The organism is Bacillus sp. SRL337 (assembly GCF_984799155.1).
In genome coordinates, this window is the sequence record NZ_OZ481793.1 from 3,338,222 (window position 1) to 3,361,455 (window position 23,234).

Sequence of the window (23,234 nt, forward strand, 5' to 3'; positions counted from 1 at the left end):
TAAATTAAAGAAATAGAATACAGTCACAGAGGACATTAAAGAATCGTCCCCTGATACACTGGAAGCCTCCATTTCATTTTTACAATCATTAAGCCCGGAGAGTGCTATCAGTGAAAATGAACAATTGAAGAAAAAAAAGAAGGAATTGAAGATGGCATTACACGCTGCGGAAAGTACTTACAATCATGTGAAAGCAAATTATAAAAAACTTTTGGAACAATTAGATCCCGGTGAATTGAAGCAGGGCTACAGGGTAACCACTTAAAAAAGCTGCCAGCAGGCAGCTTTTTTCAATCTTTTACTCGTTTGATTTCAATGGATGAAAGGAGTTCATTAATAGCGTAACTTGCCGCAATCAATCCGGCTACTGAAGGAACGAATGCATTCGAGGAAGGCGGAATTTTAGCTTTTCTGATTTTGGCATCATCTTTTCCGACTTCCTGCCTGATTTCTTCCCTGATAACGATTGGGCTCTCATCAGAAAAAATCACCTTGATCCCTTTATGTATTCCTTCTTTTCTCAAACGAGTACGGATCATCTTTGCAATTGGATCAGTATGGGTTTTGGAAATATCCTCAATCATGAACCGGGTCGGGTCTGTCTTATTGGCAGCACCCATAGAAGAAATCAGTCTTATATCCCTTTGAAGGCATTCTTTCATCAAATGGATTTTATAAGATATCGTATCTGAAGCATCTACGACGAAATCCAAACCATAGCTGAAAAATTCTTCATATGTTTCTTCTGTATAGAACATCTTCAATGCGATGACTTCACAATCAGGATTAATATCCTTGATTCTTTCCTTCATAAGGTCCGCCTTAGGTTTTCCGACTGTAGAGAGCAAGGCATGGATCTGTCGGTTGATATTGGTGATATCAACATCGTCTTTATCTACCAGCACAAGTCTTCCGACTCCGGAACGTGCAAGAGCTTCAGCAGCAAACGAGCCTACTCCGCCGACACCCAAAACAGCTACTGTGCTGTTTTCCAGTATATCAAGACCTTCTGTTCCGATTGCCAATTCATTACGCGAAAACTGGTGTAACAATTCAATCATCTCCGTTATAGTGAGTTTCAATGTATGAGTACTGATTAAGAATAAACGATGGTTTGCTTTAACGCAACCTGTCCTATAGGAATAATGCTTTATAAAAGTTTGCTTCTTGATTTCTGCTCCAGAATGCACGAAAGCGGGGCAGGCGGTGAACTAATAAGCGGAAGCGGCCGTTCAGTGACGTACGGGTTGGAAGGCTCTCGCATGAGATAAAGGAAACACAACGAACGAGTGAGTTGATGATGACTTATCACTAAAAAGCGCAAAGGCCAGCCAGCTGCGTATGGACTGGACAGACTCCGCATGAGATAAAGGAAACACGGCAAGCGTAGCGGCCGATGTTAACTTATCGCAAGGAGGAGTCGGAAAGTACGCTAACAGCTGGGCATTGAAGCTGGATTCGCAAGTAAGGAGCCTGAAATCCGCTAGTCGTTGGTCACTTGAGACAAAGGAGTCCCGCTAATCCCGCAGGAGCTCGCCCATCCTTTCGCTCCAATCATACTCATTTGTCTGCTAGCAATAGAGTTAAAACAATATTTTGTTTAAACAAACTTCATTTAAACTCCGATAATATTGTTTCCATACTTAGTATTTTTAGGTTCTACGTCAAATGTTGGGGTAGGAGCACTCGCTCCTTATCCCACATTAATTCCTTTTGATTTAAATTGGTGATGCAATAGTACTCTAAGTCTAAAACGGTCGTATCGTCTAAACCCAAAGGCATTTCTTTTAATGACCTTCGTTTGATTGTTTAATCCCTCGACGAAACCGTTATTATAGTTGAAGGCAAAGCTATTTAATACTTCAGTCTGCCAGTTCTTTAAGGTCTGAATAGCCTGGTGAAACTCCTTTAAGCTTGAATTTTCAACCTGTCGGTAAAAGTTGTACAATCCCTCTTTAACCTTATTGGGAGCTGACGTACCAATTTCCTTCGCCTCTTCAAACCATAACCTGTAGGCTTCTTTTAACGCAAAAGCTGTGCGCAGCTCTTCAGACAAACCAAGATACCTTTCTAAATACCAGTGTTGCCGATCATTTAATTGGCTATATGGCTTATGAAAAATGTGCTTCATTCTTTTACATTTCTTGCGGTCATATGGATGAAAATCTTTTTGGACACGCCTTCTCACGCGTTCTAAAGCCCAATGGATATAGCGGGAAAAGTGAAATCTGTCCGCCACAATAATAGGCGAACCCAATGCTTTTTGAACCGCAGATTTAAAGGCATGGCTCATATCCATCACGACCAATTGAACTTCTGAACCCTTTTCCCGAAGGTATTTCTTAATGGTGCTTACTGAGCGGTTTGGAAGTATATCCAATGGCTCTCTAGTCTCCCCGTTAGCTATAATTAACTGGTACTTTCCTGCATTGGTATCTCCTTTGTACTCATCGATCGCAATCACAGGTGGGAGCTTTTCAACCTCTTTTAACTGAGAGGCAGAAATATGATCAAAACGCCTGATTACTGTGGCCTGAGATGTGCGGAACTGGCAGGCTGTATCTTTGAAGTTCTTCCCTTGAATCACCCGGAGGCCTAAGGCTTGGTTCCATTCAATGGTATGTCGTTGATACCGTTGGACAAAACGATTATCTTCGGCAAAGCGTTTGCCGCAGTGGCAGCTGTACCTCCGTCTTCGATAGAACAAGTAAGTAGTCCTTTCGAAGAGCTTAAGGTGTTGAATCTTTTGAAGACGATAATCATGTACCTTGGTCGTTTGATCACCACAAGCAGGACACATATGTTTCCTTTTGGGCAATTCAATATGCAGGTGGTATGCCTCCCCTATTTCCTCAGCTTTCAAAATCCTAACCTCTTCTAATCCAGGTAAAACCATGTTAAAATGCATGTACACGCAACTCCTATCTTTGTCTTGTTTCTAGTCAACTCAAGTGTAAAAGATTAAGGAGCTTGCGTGTATTTTTTTGCCTTAAAACCTACCCCAACAAATATAATAGAGCCTATTTTTAACGTTAACCTTGTTCTATCTACATTTTACCCTGCCGATACATAAAAAAACCCCTTGCCGAAGCAAGAGGGATTAATTCAATATAGTTGTTTTAAACAAAGTCCCGATCGTGCCGTTGCTGAGATTCCATCGTTTTGAACCCGCACTAAGCAGGTGGGTGTCTTGTTTCAAGTTTAATTAGTCCTCTTAGCCAGAGGCATTAACGCTGCTCAAAAACGCCAGACTCCCGAGATAGAAATGTTCGGTCAAAACTAATAGGTAAAACAACGAACACATCAGGACTTTGTTTTAAGTTGTTGTTTAGATAATATCACAATAATCAGTCAATATCAATTCAAACCCACTAGGTATTATTCACCAGTTTTTAAACGAAGGCTCAGTTCATCCAACTGGGCATCCGCCACTTCACTAGGCGCCTCTGTCAATAGGTCGCTTGCGCTTGCTGTCTTAGGGAAAGCAATCGTGTCCCTTAGATTGGTGCGCCCTGCCAGTAACATCACCAGACGGTCAAGGCCAAGGGCTATTCCGCCATGAGGAGGAGTTCCGTATTCGAATGCTTCCAGCAGGAACCCGAATTGCTCTTGTGCTTCTTCTTTAGAGAAGCCAAGCACTTGGAACATTTTCTCCTGTACATCACGCTCATAGATACGCAGGGATCCACCGCCGAGTTCATAGCCATTTAAAACAAGGTCATAAGCCTGCGCACGTACTTTTTCAGGTTCTGTATCCAGCATCTCGACCTCGCTTCTTACCGGCATCGTGAACGGGTGGTGGGCAGCATAGTAGCGTCCTTCTTCCTCGTCGTATTCAAACAACGGCCAATCTGTCACCCACAGGAAGTTGAACTTGCTTTCATCGATCAGGCCAAGTTCTTTTCCGAGCTTCAATCTCAAAGCTCCCAAGGCGTCAGCTACCACTGATTTTTTATCTGCTACAAATAGCAGAAGGTCCCCGGGCTGTGCTGAAGCATATTCCTTCATTACAGATTGTTCTTCTTCAGAGAAGAATTTTGAAATGGGGCCTTTCAATCCAGCCTCTTCCACTTTCATCCATGCAAGACCTTTTGCCCCGTAAACGCTTGTGAACTCAGTCAAGCCGTCAATGTCCTTGCGTGAATATTTCTCTGCGCCGCCTTTAACATTGATCAGCTTTACTTCACCGCCATTTGCCACTGTACTTGCAAATACTTTGAACCCTGAATCCTTCACAGCTTCCGAAACATCCGTAAGTTCCATTTCAAAGCGGGTATCAGGTTTGTCAGAACCATATCGGCTCATGGCTTCCTGATAAGTCATACGAGGGAAAGCTTCAGTAATCTCAATGGCTTTCACCTCTTTCATCAGACGCTGCATCATTTGTTCAACTAGGCCGATGATTTCTTCTTGATCCATGAAGCTCATTTCGATATCGACCTGGGTGAATTCAGGCTGGCGGTCAGCACGCAAATCTTCATCACGGAAACAGCGGGCAATTTGATAATAGCGGTCAAACCCGGATACCATCAGCATCTGCTTGAAAAGCTGCGGTGACTGAGGAAGAGCATAAAATTCACCTGGATGAACCCTGCTCGGCACCAAATAGTCACGTGCACCTTCAGGAGTGCTTTTCGTCAGAATCGGTGTTTCAACATCAAGGAAATCATGCTCTGTCAAAAAGTCACGGAACGACTTGGTCACATCACTTCTTAACTTGAATGTGTCCAGCATGACTTTTCTGCGCAAATCCAGATAACGGTACTTTAAACGAAGCTCTTCTGAAACTTCTTTTCCTTCCCCGATAACGAATGGAGGTGTTTTCGCTTCATTGATGATGTCCACTTCTTCAGCATGAATTTCAATTTTGCCGGTTTTTAAATTTTCGTTTACTGTCCCTTCTTCCCTTGCCGAAACGACTCCGGTTACAGAAAGAACAAACTCATTCCTTATTTTTTCAGCAATTGCCAGTGCGTCGGCAGATGTCTCAGGATTAAAGACAATCTGCACAATTCCTTTCCTGTCCCGAAGATCGATGAAAATCAAGCCGCCAAGATCTCTCCGTTTTTGCACCCATCCTTTGAGTGTCACTTTTTCACCGATATATTTCTCGGTAACTTCTCCGCAATATATAGTCCTTCTCATACGTAACTCCTCCTTAGGCGCGATACTTTTTAACTTCTTCAACAAACACATCAAGATCGACTTGCTGCTGTTCTCCGGTACTCATATCTTTTAAGTTGATTTTGTTTTCCTTCAACTCATCTTCTCCCAGTACTGCTACAAGCTTGGCATTCATTCTATCCGCCGCTTTGAATTGAGTCTTTATCTTGCGGTCAAGATAATCCTTCTCTGCTGACAAGCCTGCCTGGCGAAGCTTGTGAAGAAGTTTCACTGAGTAGTCCTTGGCTTCTTCTCCCATTGTAACGATATAGCAGTCCAGTTCCGATTGCACAGGCAGTTCCACACCTTCTGCTTCAAGGGCTGCCAAAAGGCGTTCAATGCTGAAAGCAAACCCGATTCCAGGTGTCGCCGGCCCCCCGATCATTTCAACCAGGCCATTATAACGTCCGCCGCCGCATAAAGTGGTTATGGCGCCAAACCCTTCGGCGTTGCTCATGATTTCAAAGGCTGTGTGATTGTAATAATCCAGCCCTCTCACCAATGTCGGATCGACTTCGAATGAAATCTCCATTTCGCTTAGATACTTTTGAACCTTTTCAAAATACGTTCTGGATTCTTCATTCAGAAAATCTAAAATCGAAGGGGCTGTCTTCATCAATTCATGCTCTCTATCTTTTTTACAATCCAGGATCCTCAAAGGATTTTTCTCCAGACGATTTTGACAGTCGCCGCAGAATTCCCCGATTCTCGGCTCAAAGTGAGCGATCAAGGCTTCACGGTGAGCTTTACGGCTCTCATTGTCTCCTAAAGTATTGATGACGAGCTTTAATTCCTTTAACCCCAGCTTCTTATAGATTTCCATTGCAATCGATATGACTTCAGCATCGATCGAAGGATCTTCACTTCCGAGAGCTTCAATGCCAAACTGGACAAACTGGCGGTAGCGTCCCGCCTGCGGTCTTTCATAACGGAACATTGGACCTGTATAGTACAGCTTGGCCGGCTGGTTGGCGGCACCGAACATCTTATTTTCGACAAACGAGCGGACTACCGAAGCAGTTCCTTCAGGTCTCAATGCAAGGCTTCTTCCGCCATGGTCTTCAAATACATACATTTCTTTCTGAACGATATCCGTGGTATCCCCTACTCCACGTAAAAATAATTCACTTGATTCGAAAATGGGTGTCCGAATTTCTTCGTATTGATAGTTTCGGCAGATATCGGCTGCTGTTCTCTCAATGTACTGCCATTTGACTGAATCTGCCGGCAGTATATCCTGCGTACCGCGAGGAATTTTAATAGACATAATAAATCCCCTTCCCTGAAAATCAATAAAATTAAAAAATTCAACAAAAAAAGCTCCCGATCCCTTGTATTAAAACAAGGGACGAGAGCTTTGGATTCCCGTGGTGCCACCCTAATTGAAGCATAATCTGCTTCCACTTAGCCAGTTAACGCCTGGTACGTCCCTGCCTTGGAATTACTTCGTTCAGCAGGAAACCTCCGGAGTGTTCATTCACTGATCCAGTATGTAGAAATGCTTACAGCCGCGGCATTTCCTCTCTTCACACCTGTTATTTTCAGCTACTATGCTCCATCAATGGTCATTCATAATAGTTATTTTATTTCTATAATAATACGGATGGCCACCTAAGATGTCAAGGGAATTAGGGAAAATTTACGATCGTTCCATTTTCTTTTTTAATTGGCGGACCCCTGCCAAGGTCAATCCAAACTCTGAAGCCAGTTCAAAGCTGTCAGTATTCTTTTCTCTTTCCATAAAATTATGAAAGTTGACGCCGAACAGCTGATTACCGCCATCTGAACTCATCCTGCTCTTTTCACTCGCTCTCATGGTATTCACCCTTCCTTTTCTATGTTGTTACATATCCTTTCCATTCTGTAGAAAATTCTTTCATCTAAAAGGATTTTTCTTATTTACGGAGAATAATTGAATAGTCTATACTGGATAAATATTCCCCAAAATAAGGTGGTGCATATGATTAAAAAGATTCTATATTCAGTCTTCTGTCTTCTATTATTATTAGGCTCTTCGCCGATATGGAAGCACGATAGCGCATCAGCAGAACAAACGACCGTCATGATCAATACGGATATTTTGAATGTCCGGAAAGGTCCCGGCCTGAGTTTCCCCATATCCAAGCAGGTACATAAAGGGGATGAGTTCAAAGTTGTTTCTAAAGAGAACGACTGGTATGAAGTTCAGTTAAGTTCTACTGAAACAGGATGGGTGGCTGACTGGCTGGTAAAGGACGAAGCGGGCACGAATCCCCTGAATGGAATGGTCACGGACAATGGTCTCAGGATGAGGGATGGTGCCGGGACAAGTTATTCGGTGATTGATACGTTATCCAAAGGGCAGGAAGTAAAAATAATTGATACCAGCGGGAGTTGGGTGAAAGTTTCCTCTGGCAGCCAATCCGGATGGGTGCATAAAGATTATATAGCATCCGGGAACGCCCAAAGCACGAATACTGAAACGCTTCAAGTCAATGCCGAAGAATGGACTGGAGTCTCCACTGTCGATTCGTTGAATGTGCGCAGCTCTGCCGGCTTAAATGCAAGCATTCTCGGCAACTTGGCGAAAGGAAGCAACGTTTCGATTACTGGAAGCCTTACCGGATGGTACCGCATTGATTTTGGCGGCAGCACGGGCTGGGTAAGCAGCCAGTACATCGAGAAATCTGCTTCTGCTCCCTCACCCTCAAGCAGCCAATCCGTTTATGGAAGAGCAACGATTTATTCTTTGAATGTCCGGGACAAGGCCAGCTTGAACGGCAAGGTTGTCGGTTCAGTCAAGCAAGGAGAAGCATATAAAATCCTTGAGGAAAAGGATAATTGGTACAAGCTGTCTTTAAATGGCGGAAAAACCGGATGGGCTGCAGGATGGTACATCGAGAAAACGTCTGGTCAGCAGCCGGAACGTCCTGCGGGAAATGAAAAGTCAGGATATGTACAAATCCTTTATAACGGCACGAACCTTAGAAGTGATGCCTCTACCGGGGCATCCATTGTTGCCAGGGCCTCTTCTGGTGAATCCTTTGCCATACAAGAGAAGCAAGGGGAATGGTATAAAGTTTCGTTAAAGGACGGCGAACCTGCTTATGTAGCCGGCTGGATCGTCTCAGCATCTGATACCCGCGGAAATCCTGAGCCGGTAACCAAACCAAAAACCGGCGGACTCAAAGGCAAGACCATTGTCATTGATCCCGGCCATGGAGGCCATGACAGCGGGACCATCGGCTATAGAGGCACTCTTGAGAAAGAGTTGACCTTATCCACCTCTCAGCTATTATCCGACCTTTTGAGGAATGCAGGTGCAAACGTCAAGATGACACGTAATGATGATACATATTACTCTTTGAATACAAGGGTTGCACTTGCCCATTACCACGACAGTGATGCCTTTATCAGTATTCATTATGACAGCATTAATGATTCATCAATCAAGGGGTATACATCTTATTACTATCATCAATATCAGAAGGATTTATCCCAAATGATCCTTGACAGTCTTGCCGAACAGCTTTCTTCCAAAAATAGAGGAGTCAAGAAAGGCGACTATTATGTCATCCGGGAAAATAAACAGCCTGCGGTCCTTCTTGAACTTGGCTATTTGAGCAATCCTTCCGAAGAAGCTTCGGTTACTACCCACAGGTTTCAGGATATGGCAGCCAGAAGCATTTATAACGGGCTGACAAATTATTTTGCGAACTAAAGAAAGGGATGAAGATCTCATGATCTTCATCCCTTTCAGACCGCAGACAAACCCCGCTCCAACCAAAAGGTTAACCCGTTCAGTACAGAGGGAGAAACCAATAAATTGAAAGGTAATTTCCGGTACAATTTGCATAGCATTTTGTATCGGCATACCAATGGTTTTGAAGTTTTTTCGCTTATTGCTGCATACTGATCTGCAGGCCAATTTGCACTACCGCATAAATTTATGTGGCGTTGCAAACTGGTCTGCATTTTATGTTACAAATTTGTCCGCGAATTCGTTATTGCCAGATACAATAGATGGGAAGAGAAAGGGGGAGTAACGAGTGATAGAAAAATAAGGGGAGATTTTACCGTTAGATGTAGAGTAGACGTGGTTTTTGCGGAAAATAAGGGGAGTTTTTCCCTTTATACAAAGCATAGCTGCCTATTTTCACGTTTTTTGAGTCAAATAAGAGGAATTTCTCCCTCTATTTAAGCTGTTTTCAATACTATTTGCTAATTAAGGGGAATTTTTCCCTCTATAAGCCTCAATTAGCAAAGAACCTGGTTTCATTGCTGAAGAATGCAAAGTTTAACGGGAAACCCGCTGTTCAACCGATCTGGGGCTTAATTAACTAACGCATAATAGAAGTGAGGAGCTGCAAGGTCGTTGGCAGCTCCTCTTTTTTGTGCAATTTTTCATACATATTATACTTCAAAACAGCCTGCAAAAGTCTTTTGTATTTTAACCCGCAAAACCACCAGCAAATATGCATTCTCTCCCTCTCGACCGAACGAATTAACCAAAAGGTTGGAGTGGGGTTTGCTAATTTTTTACCTCTTCTAATCCAGGTAAAACCATGTAAAAATGCATGTACACGCAACTCCTATCTTTGTCTTGTTTCTAGTCAACTCAAGTGTAAATGAGTAAGGAGCTTGCGTGTATTTTTTTGCCTTAAAACCTACCCAACAAATATAATAGAGCCTGATAATTAGACTGGACAAGGCCCTCGCCATGTCCAGCTTGCTAACGTTTTAAGGTTCATGGCAGCAAACGTAAGCATCGCCTGCAGTGAAACTTTTTTTAGACCTCTCAAGGTCGTCCAACGGCATGCCCTGCTTCTCTTTCGCATCAGCAAGAACTCTTTCGATTGTTTCTTTTCCTGCGCGTAAAGTGTTTTATTCAAATCAGTGTTCCTCAGATGTTCAACCTCATCCAGGTAATCCTGCCAAAGATGTTGATGAATCATTTTGGTGTGGTTACAACTTTCGGTGCACTTTTGTAATAACGGGCAGTCTTTACACTTTAAAGGATTAGAAGAACAGATTTTTAGAGTTTAATTGTTGGAAGCAGCATAGTTTACAAAGGGTTGATTGGAGCGGAAGGCGTACGATTTCCTGCGGGATTAGCGGGACAGGTGAGACCCCGCAAGCACAGCGAGGAGGCTCACCGCCCGCCCCCGCGGAGTCGTGCGCCTGTAGCGGAAATCAACTTTTCGCTTCCAATCACCCAAATTTGAAAGTATTTAAAGGCTTGTAGACATGGTCCACAAATTGGACTTTTCTACAAGCTGAAAGGGATGAAGATCTCATGATCTTCATCCCTTTTGATTTATTTTTTACTTTCAACGATGAGGGTGACAGGACCGTCGTTGGTCAGCTTTACATCCATCATACTGCCAAAGACACCTGTCTCAACATGTATCCCTTTTTTCCTTAACTCATCATTGAAATAATCATAAATTTTTTCCGCATGAGAAGGTTTGGCCGCATCCATGAAGTTCGGGCGCCTCCCTTTCCTGCAGTCACCATACAAGGTGAATTGAGATACCGAAAGGATTTCCTTGCCTTCATCCAGTAACGAACGATTCATTTTTCCTTCTTCATCCTCGAATACCCGAAGATTGGCGATTTTATCTGCCATCCAGTCGGCATCCTTCTCAGTATCTTCATGTGTAATACCGACCAGCAACACGAATCCGGATGCGATTTCACCACTGAGTTCGCCGTTTGCTGTCACAGAGGCATTACGGCTTCGCTGCAATACTACTTTCATCGTATTATAAACTCCTTAATTCATGATCCTTCTGACAGCGTAGATATCCGAAATCTGCTTGATTCTTTCTACTACCCTGTGTAAATGAGAGATATTCTGTATGGAAATCGACATATTGATCGTGGCCATTTTATTTCGATCGGATTTTCCGCTTACGGCCGAGATATTTGTTTTTGTTTCATTGACCGCCTGAAGGACTTCATTGAGCAAGCCTCTGCGGTCAAACCCTGAAATTTCAATGTCGACATTATATTCTTTGCGGTTGGTAAAATCACTTTCCCATTCGACAGGGATCAGCCTTTGTTCTGCATTCTCTGCAGAGACATTGGTGCAGTCTGAGCGATGGACGGAAACTCCGCGCCCTTTTGTGATAAAACCGATGATTTCATCTCCAGGGACCGGGTTGCAGCATCTGGAAAGCCTGATCAGCAGATTGTCGATTCCCTTTACCTGCACACCGGCATCCCTTTTCCTTTTCACCGGCTGGCTGGCTTTCAGTTCGGTGATGGTTTCCTGAAGGGATTCTTCCTGGTCGCGCTTCTTTCTGAGCTTTTCGGTCAACCTGTTGGCGAGCTGAGCTGCGGTGATGCCGCTGTACCCAACTGCGGCATACATGTCTTCTTCATTTGCGAAATTGAACTTTTCTGCTACACGCGAAACATTTTCAGGAGTAAGGACTTCTTTAAGCTCGAATTCAAGGTTTTTGATTTCTTTCTCAACAAGTTCCCGCCCTTTTTCAATGTTTTCTTCACGCTGCTGCTTTTTGAAGAACGTTTTGATTTTGTTTTTAGCCTGTGAGGTTTGGGCCAATTTCAGCCAATCCTTGCTTGGGCCATAAGAGTGTTTGGATGTGAGTATCTCGATGATATCCCCGGTATGCAGTTGATAATCGAGAGTGACCATCTTCCCATTCACTTTGGCCCCGATTGTCTTGTTTCCAATTTCAGAGTGAATACGATAAGCAAAATCAATTGGAACAGACCCCGCCGGCAGTTCGATGACATCGCCTTTTGGCGTGAAAATAAACACCATATCAGAGAACAAGTCTATTTTTAAAGACTCCATGAATTCCTCAGCATTAGCTGATTCATTTTGAAATTCAAGAATCTCCCTGAACCATGTCAGTTTCTTTTCAAATGTTGATTTCTCATCAACATTCTGTCCTTCTTTATATGCCCAGTGGGCGGCAACCCCGTATTCAGCTATTTGGTGCATCTCGGTTGTCCTGATCTGCACTTCAAGCGGATCCCCTTTGGGACCGATAACCGTTGTATGAAGGGATTGATACATGTTCGGCTTAGGCATGGCAATATAATCCTTGAAACGTCCAGGCATCGGCTTCCAGCATGTATGGATGATTCCAAGTACTGCATAACAATCCTTGATGCTGTCCACTACGATCCGGACTGCAAGCAGATCATAAATCTCATTGAACTGCTTATTCTGCAGCGCCATTTTCCTATAGATACTATAGATATGTTTCGGGCGGCCAGAAATATCGGCTTCGATTTTCACTTCACCGAGGCTTTCCTTTACTTCATCAATAACCTCATCAAGGTATTGCTCCCGCTCAGCTCTTTTCTTTTTCATCAAGTTGACGATCCGATAGTACTGTTGAGGATTCAAATAGCGAAGAGCTGTATCTTCCAATTCCCACTTGATTTTTGAGATACCGAGTCTATGGGCCAAGGGAGCGAATATTTCCAAGGTCTCATTGGAAATCCTGCGCTGTTTCTCACTTGGAAGATGTTTGAGGGTCCTCATATTATGAAGGCGGTCCGCAAGTTTGATAAGGATTACACGGATATCCTGGGCCATGGCAACAAACATTTTCCTGTGGTTTTCAGCTTGCTGTTCTTCCTGGGATTTATACTTGATTTTACCCAGCTTGGTGACACCATCCACCAGCATCGCAACTTCTTTCCCGAAGTTTTCTTCAATTTCTTCCAGGGTGATGCTCGTATCTTCCACTACATCATGCAGAAATCCACCAGCGACTGTAGACGGATCCATTTCCAGATCGGCAAGGATTCCAGCTACTTGAACGGGGTGTATGATGTATGGCTCCCCAGATTTACGAAATTGTTCTTTGTGCGCTTCCTTGGCAAACTCATATGCCTTTTGCACCAGGGTGACATCTTCTTCGGGTAAGTATTCACTTGTTTTTTTTACGACCTCTTCGGGGGTCAGTACCTGATCTTTTGCCATCAGCAAAATCACCTTTACAATATAGTAAACTCATCCATCCATATTGAAATCACAGTAATTCAAATGACTCTATATGATGATGAATCCTTGTTCAGAATAAAAAAGCGTATTGTATACTATTATCAAAAAAAATAGAAGATATGTAAAGCCTTCAACGTTAAAAAAGGCCTTTTTTGTCGAAAAATATTTACCATTTCATCATAAGAACGCTTACATATAAGAAAAAAGTGGTTTATCCAGGCTCGGGAAGCCAGACTCCAAGGGGAACGTTGAACCGAAAAGCGGAAGCGGCTGTCCAGTAAATCGAGGACTTTCGCCATGAGTAAAGGAAATACAAAGAACCACAGTGATCTTAAGATGACTCATCCCAAAAAACGAGATGCCTTTTCAGCTGTGTTTGGTCTCGACTGCCTATACATGAAAGAAAATATATGATAGAGAAAGAAGTCTGCCAGTATTTGTTTTTGGTATAAACAAATCGTTTTTTTTTTTTGAGAAATGACTTCATTCTTAAAAAAGAGCAGGTTATCCGATCTAACTATCGAGGATTTTCACGATCCTCTCCCGTGGTGTTGGGAGTGAAAGGTGAAACTCGGGCAGGAGCAGCAGGACAACCGGGACCAAGATTACGAACCAATGGAACAAAAGTCCCCGAAGCGCATCCAAAGAGGTCTGATGCCCGTCACAAGCAGGTCAAACAACTGAACGGAAACCAACACACTCTTCAAAAAGCATTGTTTTACTCAATCGAAAAAAAGACTGAGTATAAGGTGTATGCCTTCTCAGTCTTTTAAGAAATTTATTCGATTGAAGAATTAGAATTGCATTAATGTCATGATATCGAAACCGTCCAGCTTTTCACGGCCGTCCAGGTAAGTCAATTCTATCAGGAACGCAGTCCCGGCAACAATTCCGCCCAATTCTTCTACGAGTTTGATTGTTGCTTCAATTGTCCCGCCTGTTGCCAATAAGTCATCCGTTATCAGGACACGCTGGCCGGGTTTGATGGCATCTTTATGGATCGTCAGTGCATCCTTTCCGTACTCAAGACCGTAATCTACACTGATTGTTTCACGAGGCAATTTGCCTGGTTTACGGACAGGTGCAAAACCTACTCCAAGGGCATAAGCGACAGGGCAGCCGATGATGAAACCTCTTGCTTCAGGTCCAACAACCAAATCGATTTCTTTTTCTTTTGCATATTCAACAATTTGATCGGTAGCATATCTATACGCATCGCCGTTATCCATCAAAGTCGTGATATCTTTAAATCTGATTCCTTCTTTAGGCCAGTCTTCGACGATTGTAACGTATTGTTTTAAGTCCATGCTTAAAAATCCTCCTCATATGTTGCAGACCATACCAGTCTTCTTATCAAACCAGTTCTTCAGTTCCTGATAAGATGAATACAACAATTCATTCTCTAGAATATATTGTTCCTGTTTTTGGCGATAAGTAACCGATTCTTCCAAATCTCTCTTAACCTTTACAGGATTTACGGAAATTAATCCATTGTTTATTGTAACAAAATCCAGTTCAAAAAACACCTTTGACATGAATTCAATTGTTTCCTTTGACCAGCCTTTATGCTGGGCAAGCTGGCCACCATGTTTTTTAAGATCAAAAGATTCCCTTTTTAACAGGAAGCCATAATACCATTTGAAATGATCACGGTTTGGAACCGTACTGAAAAAGTGATCTTCCTGATGATCAAAATGTGCATATATGCGTTCCGGCTCCGTGGCTTTCACCACTGTTTCCAGCCATTCGCCTTGAGGTGGCAGATCCAGGAGGACAACATTGGCTGTTCGTTCTAACAGCCCTTCCGCTTCTTCATTCGATGAAATCAACAGTATATCCTCGTGGTAGGCATCGATCGGCAGGCGGTCAATGGTCGACTGATTGAATGCAACAATTTTTCTATTGTCGGAAGGCACCTTATCAAACCATCTGTTAACAGGCTTGATCCCCCTCATATCGAATAACTGCCAATGGTCAACTGTAAGGTCCTTAAGAAACAGCTGCGGCTTCCTGATGTTATTCCATTCATTGACGGATAGCTCACCAATAACAGAAAGCTCGGCGATCGGAGAAATCTGATCAGCGAACTCCCCCATACCAAATCCGACGCTGTCCAATGAATATACATCTTTTTGTAATGAGAGCTTCAAGTGATCCTGGTTCCCTCCGATTTTTCTCATACCGGAAATAGAAACTCCTTCAATTAACAGTTTAGGCTTGGGATTCCCCATACCAAAAGGCGCCAGCATCTGCAAGGACTCAATCGTATCAAGGTCGACTTCAGCCAACTCGATGGAAGCATCCAGTTCTGTCAATGGGATGAAATCCTCTTCGGTGAGCTGTTCTGCTGCATAGTCATTCAAGCGCTTCCTTAATTCTGGAACATCCTCTAACTCCAGTGTCATTCCTGCCGCCATTGGGTGTCCCCCGAAATGCGGAAGAAGCTCCCGGCATTGAGAGAGATTCTTGAAAAGATCAAACCCGGCAATACTGCGGGCAGATCCTTTGGCAGTGCCTTTTTCACTGTCAAAGCTCAAGACAATGACCGGCCTGTAAAACTTTTCAACCAGCCGGGAAGCGACAATTCCGACAACCCCTGGATTCCAGCCTTCTTTTCCAATAACTAAAACGGAATTACGATTAAGAGGAAAGTCATTGGTCACCATTTCTATGGCTTCCTTCGTCATGTCATTGACAATGGCTTGCCTTTCTTTGTTAATGCCATCAATTTCCTGGGCAATCGCGGCAGACTCTTCCTTATCACTCGATAACATCAAATCGACAGCGGGGGCCGCATCCCCCAATCTTCCAATTGCATTAATTCTCGGTGCAATCGCAAATCCTACTGTCTCTTCCGTGATTTCATTCATTTGAGCATTAGCGGCTCTGCAAAGGGCTATTAAGCCTGGGCGGCTGCTGGTCCGCATTTTTGCCAGCCCTTTCTTGGCAATCGCCCTGTTTTCGCCTTTGAGAGGAACAAGGTCAGCTATTGTGCCGATTGCGGCCAGATCCATCAGGTGTTCAGGGAAAGTCCCGTATAACGCATGGGCAAACTTGAATGCCACACCTACCCCGGCAAGGTCGGTAAAAGGATATGTACTGCCTTCCCTTTTTGGATGGAGGATCGCTAAAGCGTCAGGAAGTTCCGGTCCAGGTTCATGGTGGTCCGTGATGATCAAGTCCACTCCCAATTCTTTAGCCAACTGAGCTTCCTTCAACGCAGCAATTCCGGTATCGACCGTGATGATTAATGAAAAGCCTTCCTCCGCAGCCCAGCGGAAAGCATTCTCGTTTGGCCCGTATCCCTCTGTGAATCGGTTCGGTATATAAAAGTGTACCTCGGCACCCAAGTCAAGCAGGGTCTGCATCATGGTCGAAGTCGAGCTGACACCATCTGCATCATAATCCCCGAAGATCAAAATGGCTTCACCGTACTCAATGGCTTTCTTTACCCTTTCAACCGCTCTATCCATGTCCAACATCAAATAAGGGTCATGAAACGGCTGTTCCTCACCATATAAAAAAGCCTTAGCTGCATCTATATCATGGATTCCCCGGTTTGCCAGCAGTTTGCTGACAATCGCAGGTATGTTCAATTCCTCTTGTAACTTATTACTATTCGCTTCACTATGGTCTTTCACCAACCAGCGTGATTTTGATTTTAACATACGTTCACCCCTCAGCCTTTCCTATTATACAAAACGGGGGCTGGCCTTTCAATCAGAGAAACATGGAAACCCTTATGGTTAGATCGTGGATTGAGAGGTGAATGCTGCTCATTTCTTTGCTTATCCTGCCTTTTGAGGTATTACTATTGAATTTCAGTCGCAAAGAGAACAATGTTTACGAAAGGAGCCTTATTGAAAGAACTTTTGAGGTTCATTAAGTACTTTTTGTCACCTTTTGGGAAAATGGGGGCCTTTATTGAGTCTCAAAAGGACGATCTTTTATCTGTTGAGTTTGATGCCCATTAATGACTTTTATTTTCCCATATTGATGTAAAGGCCTATAAATCATCTCTCCGTTTATATTGCAACTCCGATATAACATCCTTTTCTTCGTTCCATTACTCTCCAAAACAGAACAAAAGCGCCCCTAGTAAAGAGCGCCCTTGACTTAAATTCCTGTATGTTTTTCCTCATCTGTTACTTCACTGGCCGGAAATTCATTATTTTCAGCGCCGGTTGGAATAGGTTCTCTTTCGCCGGACTCTTTTCTCAACTGGTCATTTTCTTTCTGTAATGCTTTTACCTTTCTCTGTACCACGAACAGTCGGAATAAACCGACTGAGCCGACGATCAGGCCTCCCATCAGGACAGAGCCGATAATGACCAGGATCAATGGCCATTCAGCTTCTCCAAAAAGATAATTAACTCTTACCGGATCGACATTTATCACGGCAAAGATAGCAACGACTAAAGCAAAAATAAGTCCCAAAATCAAATTCCATTGAAATTTCACTGCCTTCCCTCCCTTACGTTAAGTCTACTCTGTCACCATCATCTTCATTATAAGGATTGATGTGAATGAAAACATCTTGCACGTCAGGATTCTCAAGCAATCGTTTCTTTACCTTTTTCCCTACCTTATGGCCTTCTTCCACAGTGATATGGGGATCGACACTGATTTTCAAATCGACAATAAGATAATGCCCATGTTCTCTTGCATGAAGTTCATTGATGGCCAAGACACCTTCCACTTCACTGACGGCTGTTTTCAGTTCTTGCGTATCCTCGTCATGAAGTACATGATCAAGGGTATTATGAATCGATTCTGATCCGAGCTTCCAAGCCATGCGCAAAACAAGCAAAGAAACAAATACCCCGGCAACAGGATCACCATATTCAAGCCAGTCAATCCCCAGTTTTCCACCAAGCATCGCAGCGCCGATTCCGATCAAGGCTGCGATGGAGGAATAGACGTCCGACCGATGTTCGTAGGCATTTACAATGAGCGCATCGCTTTTTAACTTTTTACCCAATCTGTACTTATACTGAAACATCGCCTCTTTCACTACGATGCCGAAGATTACAGCATAGATCGCAATGGCCGTTGGAGGACTGATGGGATGAAAAAATGATTCAATAGAAGATTTCCCGATTTCTATCCCCACCAAAAACAAAAGAACCGCCACAATGATGGCTGCAATTGATTCGGCTTTTCCATGTCCATATGGATGGTCTTCATCAGGTGGCTGCTTCGCCGCACGAAGACCTATGTATACAGCTAAAGAACCGGCGACATCAGATGCTGAATGTACTGCGTCGGCAATAAGAGCTTTACTATTCCCGGCCACGCCAGCCCACCATTTGACGCCTGCCAGCACAACATTCCCGACAACCCCGACCATAGCTGCGAACTCTGCTTTTTTAAAACGATCATCCGTGCTCATTCCTGTCCCCCCTTATTCCAGTATATTGTAACCCATTCCCCTCTCCTCTATCTCCCAAAACACTTAAAAGGACGAGTTTGCAGGCTTTTCCAGCCTGCAAATTCGTCCTTCTCTAGGAAATGCTTCTATACTTGTGGTTCGTCGGAAAATTTCTTTTTCTCTTTATAGGTGATGATTGTCCCTTTTTTCTTCAACTCTCTCTTCTTGAAGACAATCCATAGCTGTGAAGCGATGAATACGGAAGAGTACGTACCAGATATCAGGCCGACCAGCAGGGCAATCGAGAAGTTCGTGATCGTTTCACTTCCGAAAATCATCAATGCTACAACTGTAAATACGACAGTGATAACTGTGCTGACAGACCGTGTAAGAGTTTGGCGCAAACTTTTGTTCACGACTTCTTCAATATCTTCAACCGTTTTCAAACGGCGCTTCTTCTGAAGATTTTCACGAAGCCTGTCAAATGTCACGATGGTATCGTTAATTGAATAACCGACAATCGTCAGAACTGCCGCAATGAAGGTCAAGTCTACTTCAAGGCGAGTCAGGCTGAAGAACGCAATGATAAAGAAGGCATCATGCATAAGGGCTACGATGGCCCCGATTGCCATGTAAACTTCAAAGCGAAGGGTAACATAGATAATGATGCCAATCGATGCAATGGCAACCGCAATCATTGCATTCTTTGCAAGCTCCTTACCAATGACAGGTGACACTGTACTGATATTCGGCTCTGCATCGTAAGCTTCGCTGAAGTGGTCTTTTAATTCGGCAATTTCATCCTGATTGAGGACCTCTGTATACCGGACGACGCCTATTTCATTATTATCCCCAGAAAGGACAATTTCATCTGAAGGATATCCGGCTTCGTCAAGTTCCTCGGACACACTCTCGGCAGTCAAGCCATCGCTGGACAAAATCTCCATCCGTGTACCCTGAGCAAAATCAATACCAAGGTTCAGCCTGAAAATCACCAGAATGATAAGACCCGCTGCGATCAATATCCCCGAAAGGGCAAAGAATTTATTACGCTGTTTTGCAAAATCGAATTTATCGAATTTTGTCGGCAAATTAAGAGTATCATAATTATCCGCAATATCCTTCACGTCCTTAGGATTCACCCCAAGCCATGAAGGCTTTTTGTTAAATGCCCGGCTGTTCACCCATAAGCCTAACAGCAATCTGGATCCCCAAACAGCTGTCAGGAAGCTAGCCAGGATGCTGACAATCAACATTGTAGCAAACCCTTTGACCGAGCTATTCCCGAAGTAGAACAAGACTGCGCCGGCAAGAATGGTTGTGACGTTGGCATCCAGAATCGTCATAAAGGACGATTTGTTACCAGCCTGGAATGCGGCACGCACACTTTTCCCTACCTTCAATTCTTCCTTGATCCGTTCATAGGTGATGATATTCGCATCGACAGCCATACCGACACCGAGGATCAGCGCGGCAATACCCGGAAGTGTAAGCACACCATTCATCATATCGAATATCCATAAGATCAAGAAAATATAGACAGACAATGTGATCATGGCAATGAATCCCGGGAAACGATAGAAGAGCAGCATGAACAAGAATACGATTGCTATACCGATGATTCCGGCAGTAACCGTCTTATCCATCGCTTGTTCACCGAATTTCGCACCCACCGATGTTGAATAAACTTCAGTGAGTTTTACAGGCAGAGCGCCGGCATCCAGGAGGGCTGCCAGATTTTGGGCTTCTTCAACCGTAAAGCTTCCAGTAATTTGAACTTCGTCAGAATTTATTGGTTCTGATACCTGAGGATCTGATAAGAACTTCGGCTCCTCTTTCCCCAATTCTTTTTCATAGGAATCTTTACCTTCTTCAAAATCCAGCCAGATAACAAGTCTATTGTCAGGTGATGGCTTTTGAGAAAGTTCTTTTGTTAAATCATAGAATTTTTCGTGGTCTTTCAGGGTCAGCGATACAATCGGGTTATTATTCTTGTCGAATGTCTGCTGTGCTCCGCCTGATACCAGGTCAGAACCGTCCAACCTTACTTCATCATTGACATCCCTGAAGGACAGGTTAGCCTGAGTGGATAAAATTTCCCTGGCTTGGTTCTGGTCTTCAACCCCGGCCAGCTGGACACGGATACGGTCACCGTCTTCAATCTGGATATTCGGTTCGCTGACACCAAGTACATTGATCCTTCTATCCAGGGCATCAGCTGTGTTGGCCACCGTTTCACTGGTGATTTTATCCCCATCTTTTAAAGGTTCCACTTGGTAGAGAACTTCAAAGCCCCCCTGCAAGTCTAAACCAAGCTTGATGTCTTTTAAAATATTGCTTGTTGTGCCTCCGATTAATCCTCCTAATAATAGAACGATCAGGAAGAAGGCAACAATCCGACTGCGTTTTACCATTATGTATGAATCCTCCTTGCAAATCCCAGGGCAGTGCCCTCTTTTATTTAGGCTCTTTTCGTAACCTTTGTTGCTATTGATAATAATTCCGAAAGATAGTGGAGTAATGAACCGGAAAAACCCCTGTTTAGCAAGAGAGAAAAGAGCTTCTCCCTTTGTTCAGAGCGAAAACCTAGGGGAAAAATCTGGACTTTGGGATTTTTCCGGAAGCAACAATATATGCGAAAACAGCCTTTATTTAATTTAGGCCGAACTGCACCTGAATTGTACCAATATTCCTATTATGAATTAGAAGTAATTGACTGTCAATTCAATATATTTCCAGAATTATGTCGGTTTTTTGCCAGGTTTCAACAGCTCTTTCAGCTCATCTTCATTTAAATCCGAAAACCAATTCGGAGACCGGTATGCCTCTACTGTTTCAAAACTCATATATTCTCCCGGCTTCACGCTTAAAATATCACTTACCAATTCAAACACCCGAATGTCATCTTTAGGTTTCTTCCATTTCTTCTTTAACAGGTATGTCCATAAGCTTTCAACAGTTGCTTCCCCATAGCCAAGCACTGCAAATTCTTCCACTTTGCTGACCAGCGCAGGCTCGACACCATCAAAAAAAAATACTGTACGGATGTTTTAAAACGTTCATCTTGGTCCCCATCTCCATTTCAAATTCCCAACAACTTGTCATGCTTTGTCCATCCTGGTGCATATAGTTAATTGTATACGATATTACGATTTTTGAGAAGGCAGGGAATACAATGTCTAAATTCTTGAAAGGCACGATGATCTTAATGGGAGCTGCCTTGATTACCAGAATACTTGGATTCATAAACAGGATCGTCGTGGCAAGGTTCATCGGTGAAGAAGGTGTGGGCCTTTTCATGATGGCATTCCCAACGTTGATCCTCGTTATAACCATTACACAGATGGGCCTCCCAGTGGCGATTTCCAAGAGTGTTGCTGAGGCGGAAGTACAGGGAGACATTAAAAAGGTCAAGAAAATCCTGGTAGTATCACTTGCGATCACTGTCTCACTTTCCTTGATTTTCACACCTGCATTGATACTGCTTGCTCCGTATTTATCTGAAACTCTGTTTACCGATTCCCGTACCTACTATCCGTTGGTTGCCATCGCGCCTATCATTCCGATCGTGGCGATATCTTCCGTCATCAGAGGCTACTTCCAAGGAAGGCAGAACATGAAGCCTGCAGCCATCTCACAGGTCATCGAGCAGGTAGTCCGTATATCATTGATCGCTGTCATGACCAAAACCTTCCTTCCTTATGGAATTGAATATGCAGCAGCAGCAGCGATGGCAGCTTCCGTTTTGGGAGAGCTGGCTTCCCTCCTTTACATGTTCACAGCATTCAAACTCAAGAAAAAATTCAAAGTGAGAAGAAACTTCTTTACGGCAATCAAATCAGGCCGTTCTACTGTAGATGAACTGTTGAGAGTAGCATTGCCGACGACAGGAAGCAGGATGATCGGTTCGATTTCCTGGTTTTTCGAACCGATTGTAGTGGCACACAGCCTGGCACTTGCCGGGGTAGCAACTTCTCTTGCCACCAAACAGTATGGATCACTTACAGGCTTTGCACTTCCGTTATTATTCCTGCCGTCTTTCATCACTGTCTCCCTTTCCACTTCCCTGGTGCCTGCGGTAAGTGAAGCAAATAAACAAAAGAACTTTCAGTTGATTGAACACCGGCTGACCCAGGCTTTGAGGTTCTGCCTCATTACCGGGGGGATTGCCGTTGTTCTATTGTTCATCTTTGCTGAACCATTGATGACGGTCATGTATGGCAGCAGCAGCGGGGCAGGGTTTGTAATGATTATGGCTCCCTTTTTCCTTTTCTATTATTACCAGGGACCGCTCCAGGCCGTGCTGCAGGCTCTGGACTTGGCCAGGGCAGCCATGATCAACAGTTTAATCGGAGCTGTTGTGAAAACGGCCATCATCTTCATTTTAGCTTCACAGCCAGCATTTGGAATCAATGGTGCAGCTCTTGGAATTGTTACAGGCATGATGCTTGTGACGATGCTCCACTTTGCTACCATCCTGAAGACAGTCCCAATGACGATTTACGTCAAAGATTATTTGAAGTTTATTGTGGTCATGGCCATTACTGGCATAAGCGGCCATTACCTCTATACAAGTGTCTTTCATCAAATGCCGCTGGGTCTTCGTCTCTTAGCTGGAATAAGTGTAACAACCATCCTGTATGTAATTCTTTCCATTCTCATAAAATTAATCCGGAGAGACGACCTGAAGAGGATTCCATTCATAAAGAAACTGGTGATCAGCTAGAAAAA

Annotated in this window: 16 protein-coding genes, 1 other RNA gene and 1 other annotated feature; of the genes, 2 read left to right on the forward strand and 15 right to left on the reverse strand. The window is 43.6% G+C overall.

Annotated elements, in window-relative coordinates; genetic code table 11:
• Positions 1-290: 290 nt before the first annotated feature.
• From AC4E8A_RS17030 to AC4E8A_RS17055, 6 genes are all read right to left on the reverse strand, one after another.
• Positions 291-1,052: a tRNA threonylcarbamoyladenosine dehydratase gene (locus tag AC4E8A_RS17030; protein WP_490194672.1), complete on the reverse strand. Its 762-nt coding sequence runs from the start codon at positions 1,050-1,052 to the stop codon at positions 291-293.
• 641 nt (positions 1,053-1,693) lie between these two features.
• Positions 1,694-2,914, reverse strand: a complete 1,221-nt coding sequence (locus AC4E8A_RS17035) for an ISL3 family transposase (RefSeq protein ID WP_490193842.1) — start codon at positions 2,912-2,914, stop codon at positions 1,694-1,696.
• A gap of 210 nt (positions 2,915-3,124) precedes the next feature.
• Positions 3,125-3,313: non-coding RNA, 6S RNA (ssrS, locus tag AC4E8A_RS17040), on the reverse strand.
• A 65-nt stretch (positions 3,314-3,378) separates the two neighbouring features.
• Positions 3,379-5,145 carry an aspartate--tRNA ligase gene (aspS, locus tag AC4E8A_RS17045; RefSeq protein ID WP_490194674.1) on the reverse strand — a complete coding sequence of 589 codons (1,767 nt, stop codon included), beginning with the start codon at positions 5,143-5,145 and terminating at the stop codon, positions 3,379-3,381.
• Positions 5,146-5,158: 13 nt separating this feature from the next.
• Positions 5,159-6,430: a histidine--tRNA ligase gene (hisS, locus tag AC4E8A_RS17050; protein ID WP_490194676.1), complete on the reverse strand. Its 1,272-nt coding sequence runs from the start codon at positions 6,428-6,430 to the stop codon at positions 5,159-5,161.
• Positions 6,431-6,504: 74 nt separating this feature from the next.
• Positions 6,505-6,734 (reverse strand) — a binding site (T-box leader).
• 68 nt (positions 6,735-6,802) lie between these two features.
• Positions 6,803-6,979: an RNA polymerase subunit sigma-70 gene (locus AC4E8A_RS17055; RefSeq protein ID WP_490194678.1), complete on the reverse strand. Its 177-nt coding sequence runs from the start codon at positions 6,977-6,979 to the stop codon at positions 6,803-6,805.
• Positions 6,980-7,123: 144 nt separating this feature from the next.
• Between AC4E8A_RS17055 and AC4E8A_RS17060 the strand changes: the two genes are divergently transcribed.
• Positions 7,124-8,863, forward strand: coding sequence for an N-acetylmuramoyl-L-alanine amidase family protein (locus tag AC4E8A_RS17060; protein WP_490194679.1), 1,740 nt, complete (start codon positions 7,124-7,126; stop codon positions 8,861-8,863).
• A 976-nt stretch (positions 8,864-9,839) separates the two neighbouring features.
• On the opposite strand, the gene AC4E8A_RS17065 is transcribed toward AC4E8A_RS17060, so the two are convergent.
• The 9 genes from AC4E8A_RS17065 to AC4E8A_RS17105 form a co-directional block, all read right to left on the reverse strand.
• Positions 9,840-10,175, reverse strand: a complete 336-nt coding sequence (locus AC4E8A_RS17065) for a transposase (RefSeq protein ID WP_490198921.1) — start codon at positions 10,173-10,175, stop codon at positions 9,840-9,842.
• Positions 10,176-10,459: 284 nt separating this feature from the next.
• On the reverse strand, positions 10,460-10,903 hold the full coding sequence (dtd, locus tag AC4E8A_RS17070) for a D-aminoacyl-tRNA deacylase (protein ID WP_490194681.1): 444 nt from the start codon (positions 10,901-10,903) through the stop codon (positions 10,460-10,462).
• A gap of 15 nt (positions 10,904-10,918) precedes the next feature.
• The gene (locus AC4E8A_RS17075; RefSeq protein ID WP_490194683.1) at positions 10,919-13,111 is read right to left on the reverse strand and encodes a RelA/SpoT family protein; all 2,193 of its coding nucleotides are present in this window, start codon (positions 13,109-13,111) and stop codon (positions 10,919-10,921) included.
• Positions 13,112-13,926: 815 nt separating this feature from the next.
• On the reverse strand, positions 13,927-14,439 hold the full coding sequence (locus AC4E8A_RS17080) for an adenine phosphoribosyltransferase (RefSeq protein ID WP_490194685.1): 513 nt from the start codon (positions 14,437-14,439) through the stop codon (positions 13,927-13,929).
• A gap of 15 nt (positions 14,440-14,454) precedes the next feature.
• The gene (recJ, locus tag AC4E8A_RS17085; RefSeq protein WP_490194687.1) at positions 14,455-16,800 is read right to left on the reverse strand and encodes a single-stranded-DNA-specific exonuclease RecJ; all 2,346 of its coding nucleotides are present in this window, start codon (positions 16,798-16,800) and stop codon (positions 14,455-14,457) included.
• Between the two features lie 448 nt (positions 16,801-17,248).
• Positions 17,249-17,593 carry a LapA family protein gene (locus AC4E8A_RS17090; protein ID WP_490194689.1) on the reverse strand — a complete coding sequence of 115 codons (345 nt, stop codon included), beginning with the start codon at positions 17,591-17,593 and terminating at the stop codon, positions 17,249-17,251.
• A gap of 13 nt (positions 17,594-17,606) precedes the next feature.
• The gene (locus AC4E8A_RS17095) at positions 17,607-18,524 is read right to left on the reverse strand and encodes a cation diffusion facilitator family transporter (protein WP_490194691.1); all 918 of its coding nucleotides are present in this window, start codon (positions 18,522-18,524) and stop codon (positions 17,607-17,609) included.
• A gap of 125 nt (positions 18,525-18,649) precedes the next feature.
• On the reverse strand, positions 18,650-20,917 hold the full coding sequence (secDF, locus tag AC4E8A_RS17100) for a protein translocase subunit SecDF (RefSeq protein ID WP_490194693.1): 2,268 nt from the start codon (positions 20,915-20,917) through the stop codon (positions 18,650-18,652).
• A gap of 327 nt (positions 20,918-21,244) precedes the next feature.
• Positions 21,245-21,499 carry a post-transcriptional regulator gene (locus AC4E8A_RS17105; protein ID WP_490194695.1) on the reverse strand — a complete coding sequence of 85 codons (255 nt, stop codon included), beginning with the start codon at positions 21,497-21,499 and terminating at the stop codon, positions 21,245-21,247.
• A 179-nt stretch (positions 21,500-21,678) separates the two neighbouring features.
• Between AC4E8A_RS17105 and spoVB the strand changes: the two genes are divergently transcribed.
• Positions 21,679-23,229 carry a stage V sporulation protein B gene (gene spoVB, locus AC4E8A_RS17110; RefSeq protein WP_490194697.1) on the forward strand — a complete coding sequence of 517 codons (1,551 nt, stop codon included), beginning with the start codon at positions 21,679-21,681 and terminating at the stop codon, positions 23,227-23,229.
• The last annotated feature ends 5 nt before the right edge of the window (positions 23,230-23,234 follow it).

What these genes read in the sequence shown, in the direction of transcription:
- recJ (WP_490194687.1), bottom strand. Translation starts at nt 16,800, where the DNA reads ATGTTAAAATCAAAATCACGCTGGTTGGTGAAAGACCATAGTGAAGCG.
- AC4E8A_RS17075 (WP_490194683.1), bottom strand. Translation starts at nt 13,111, where the DNA reads ATGGCAAAAGATCAGGTACTGACCCCCGAAGAGGTCGTAAAAAAAACA.
- aspS (WP_490194674.1), bottom strand. Translation starts at nt 5,145, where the DNA reads ATGAGAAGGACTATATATTGCGGAGAAGTTACCGAGAAATATATCGGT.
- AC4E8A_RS17095 (WP_490194691.1), bottom strand. Translation starts at nt 18,524, where the DNA reads ATGAGCACGGATGATCGTTTTAAAAAAGCAGAGTTCGCAGCTATGGTC.
- AC4E8A_RS17055 (WP_490194678.1), bottom strand. Translation starts at nt 6,979, where the DNA reads ATGAGAGCGAGTGAAAAGAGCAGGATGAGTTCAGATGGCGGTAATCAG.
- hisS (WP_490194676.1), bottom strand. Translation starts at nt 6,430, where the DNA reads ATGTCTATTAAAATTCCTCGCGGTACGCAGGATATACTGCCGGCAGAT.
- AC4E8A_RS17060 (WP_490194679.1), top strand. Translation starts at nt 7,124, where the DNA reads ATGATTAAAAAGATTCTATATTCAGTCTTCTGTCTTCTATTATTATTA.
- AC4E8A_RS17080 (WP_490194685.1), bottom strand. Translation starts at nt 14,439, where the DNA reads ATGGACTTAAAACAATACGTTACAATCGTCGAAGACTGGCCTAAAGAA.
- secDF (WP_490194693.1), bottom strand. Translation starts at nt 20,917, where the DNA reads ATGGTAAAACGCAGTCGGATTGTTGCCTTCTTCCTGATCGTTCTATTA.
- dtd (WP_490194681.1), bottom strand. Translation starts at nt 10,903, where the DNA reads ATGAAAGTAGTATTGCAGCGAAGCCGTAATGCCTCTGTGACAGCAAAC.
- spoVB (WP_490194697.1), top strand. Translation starts at nt 21,679, where the DNA reads ATGTCTAAATTCTTGAAAGGCACGATGATCTTAATGGGAGCTGCCTTG.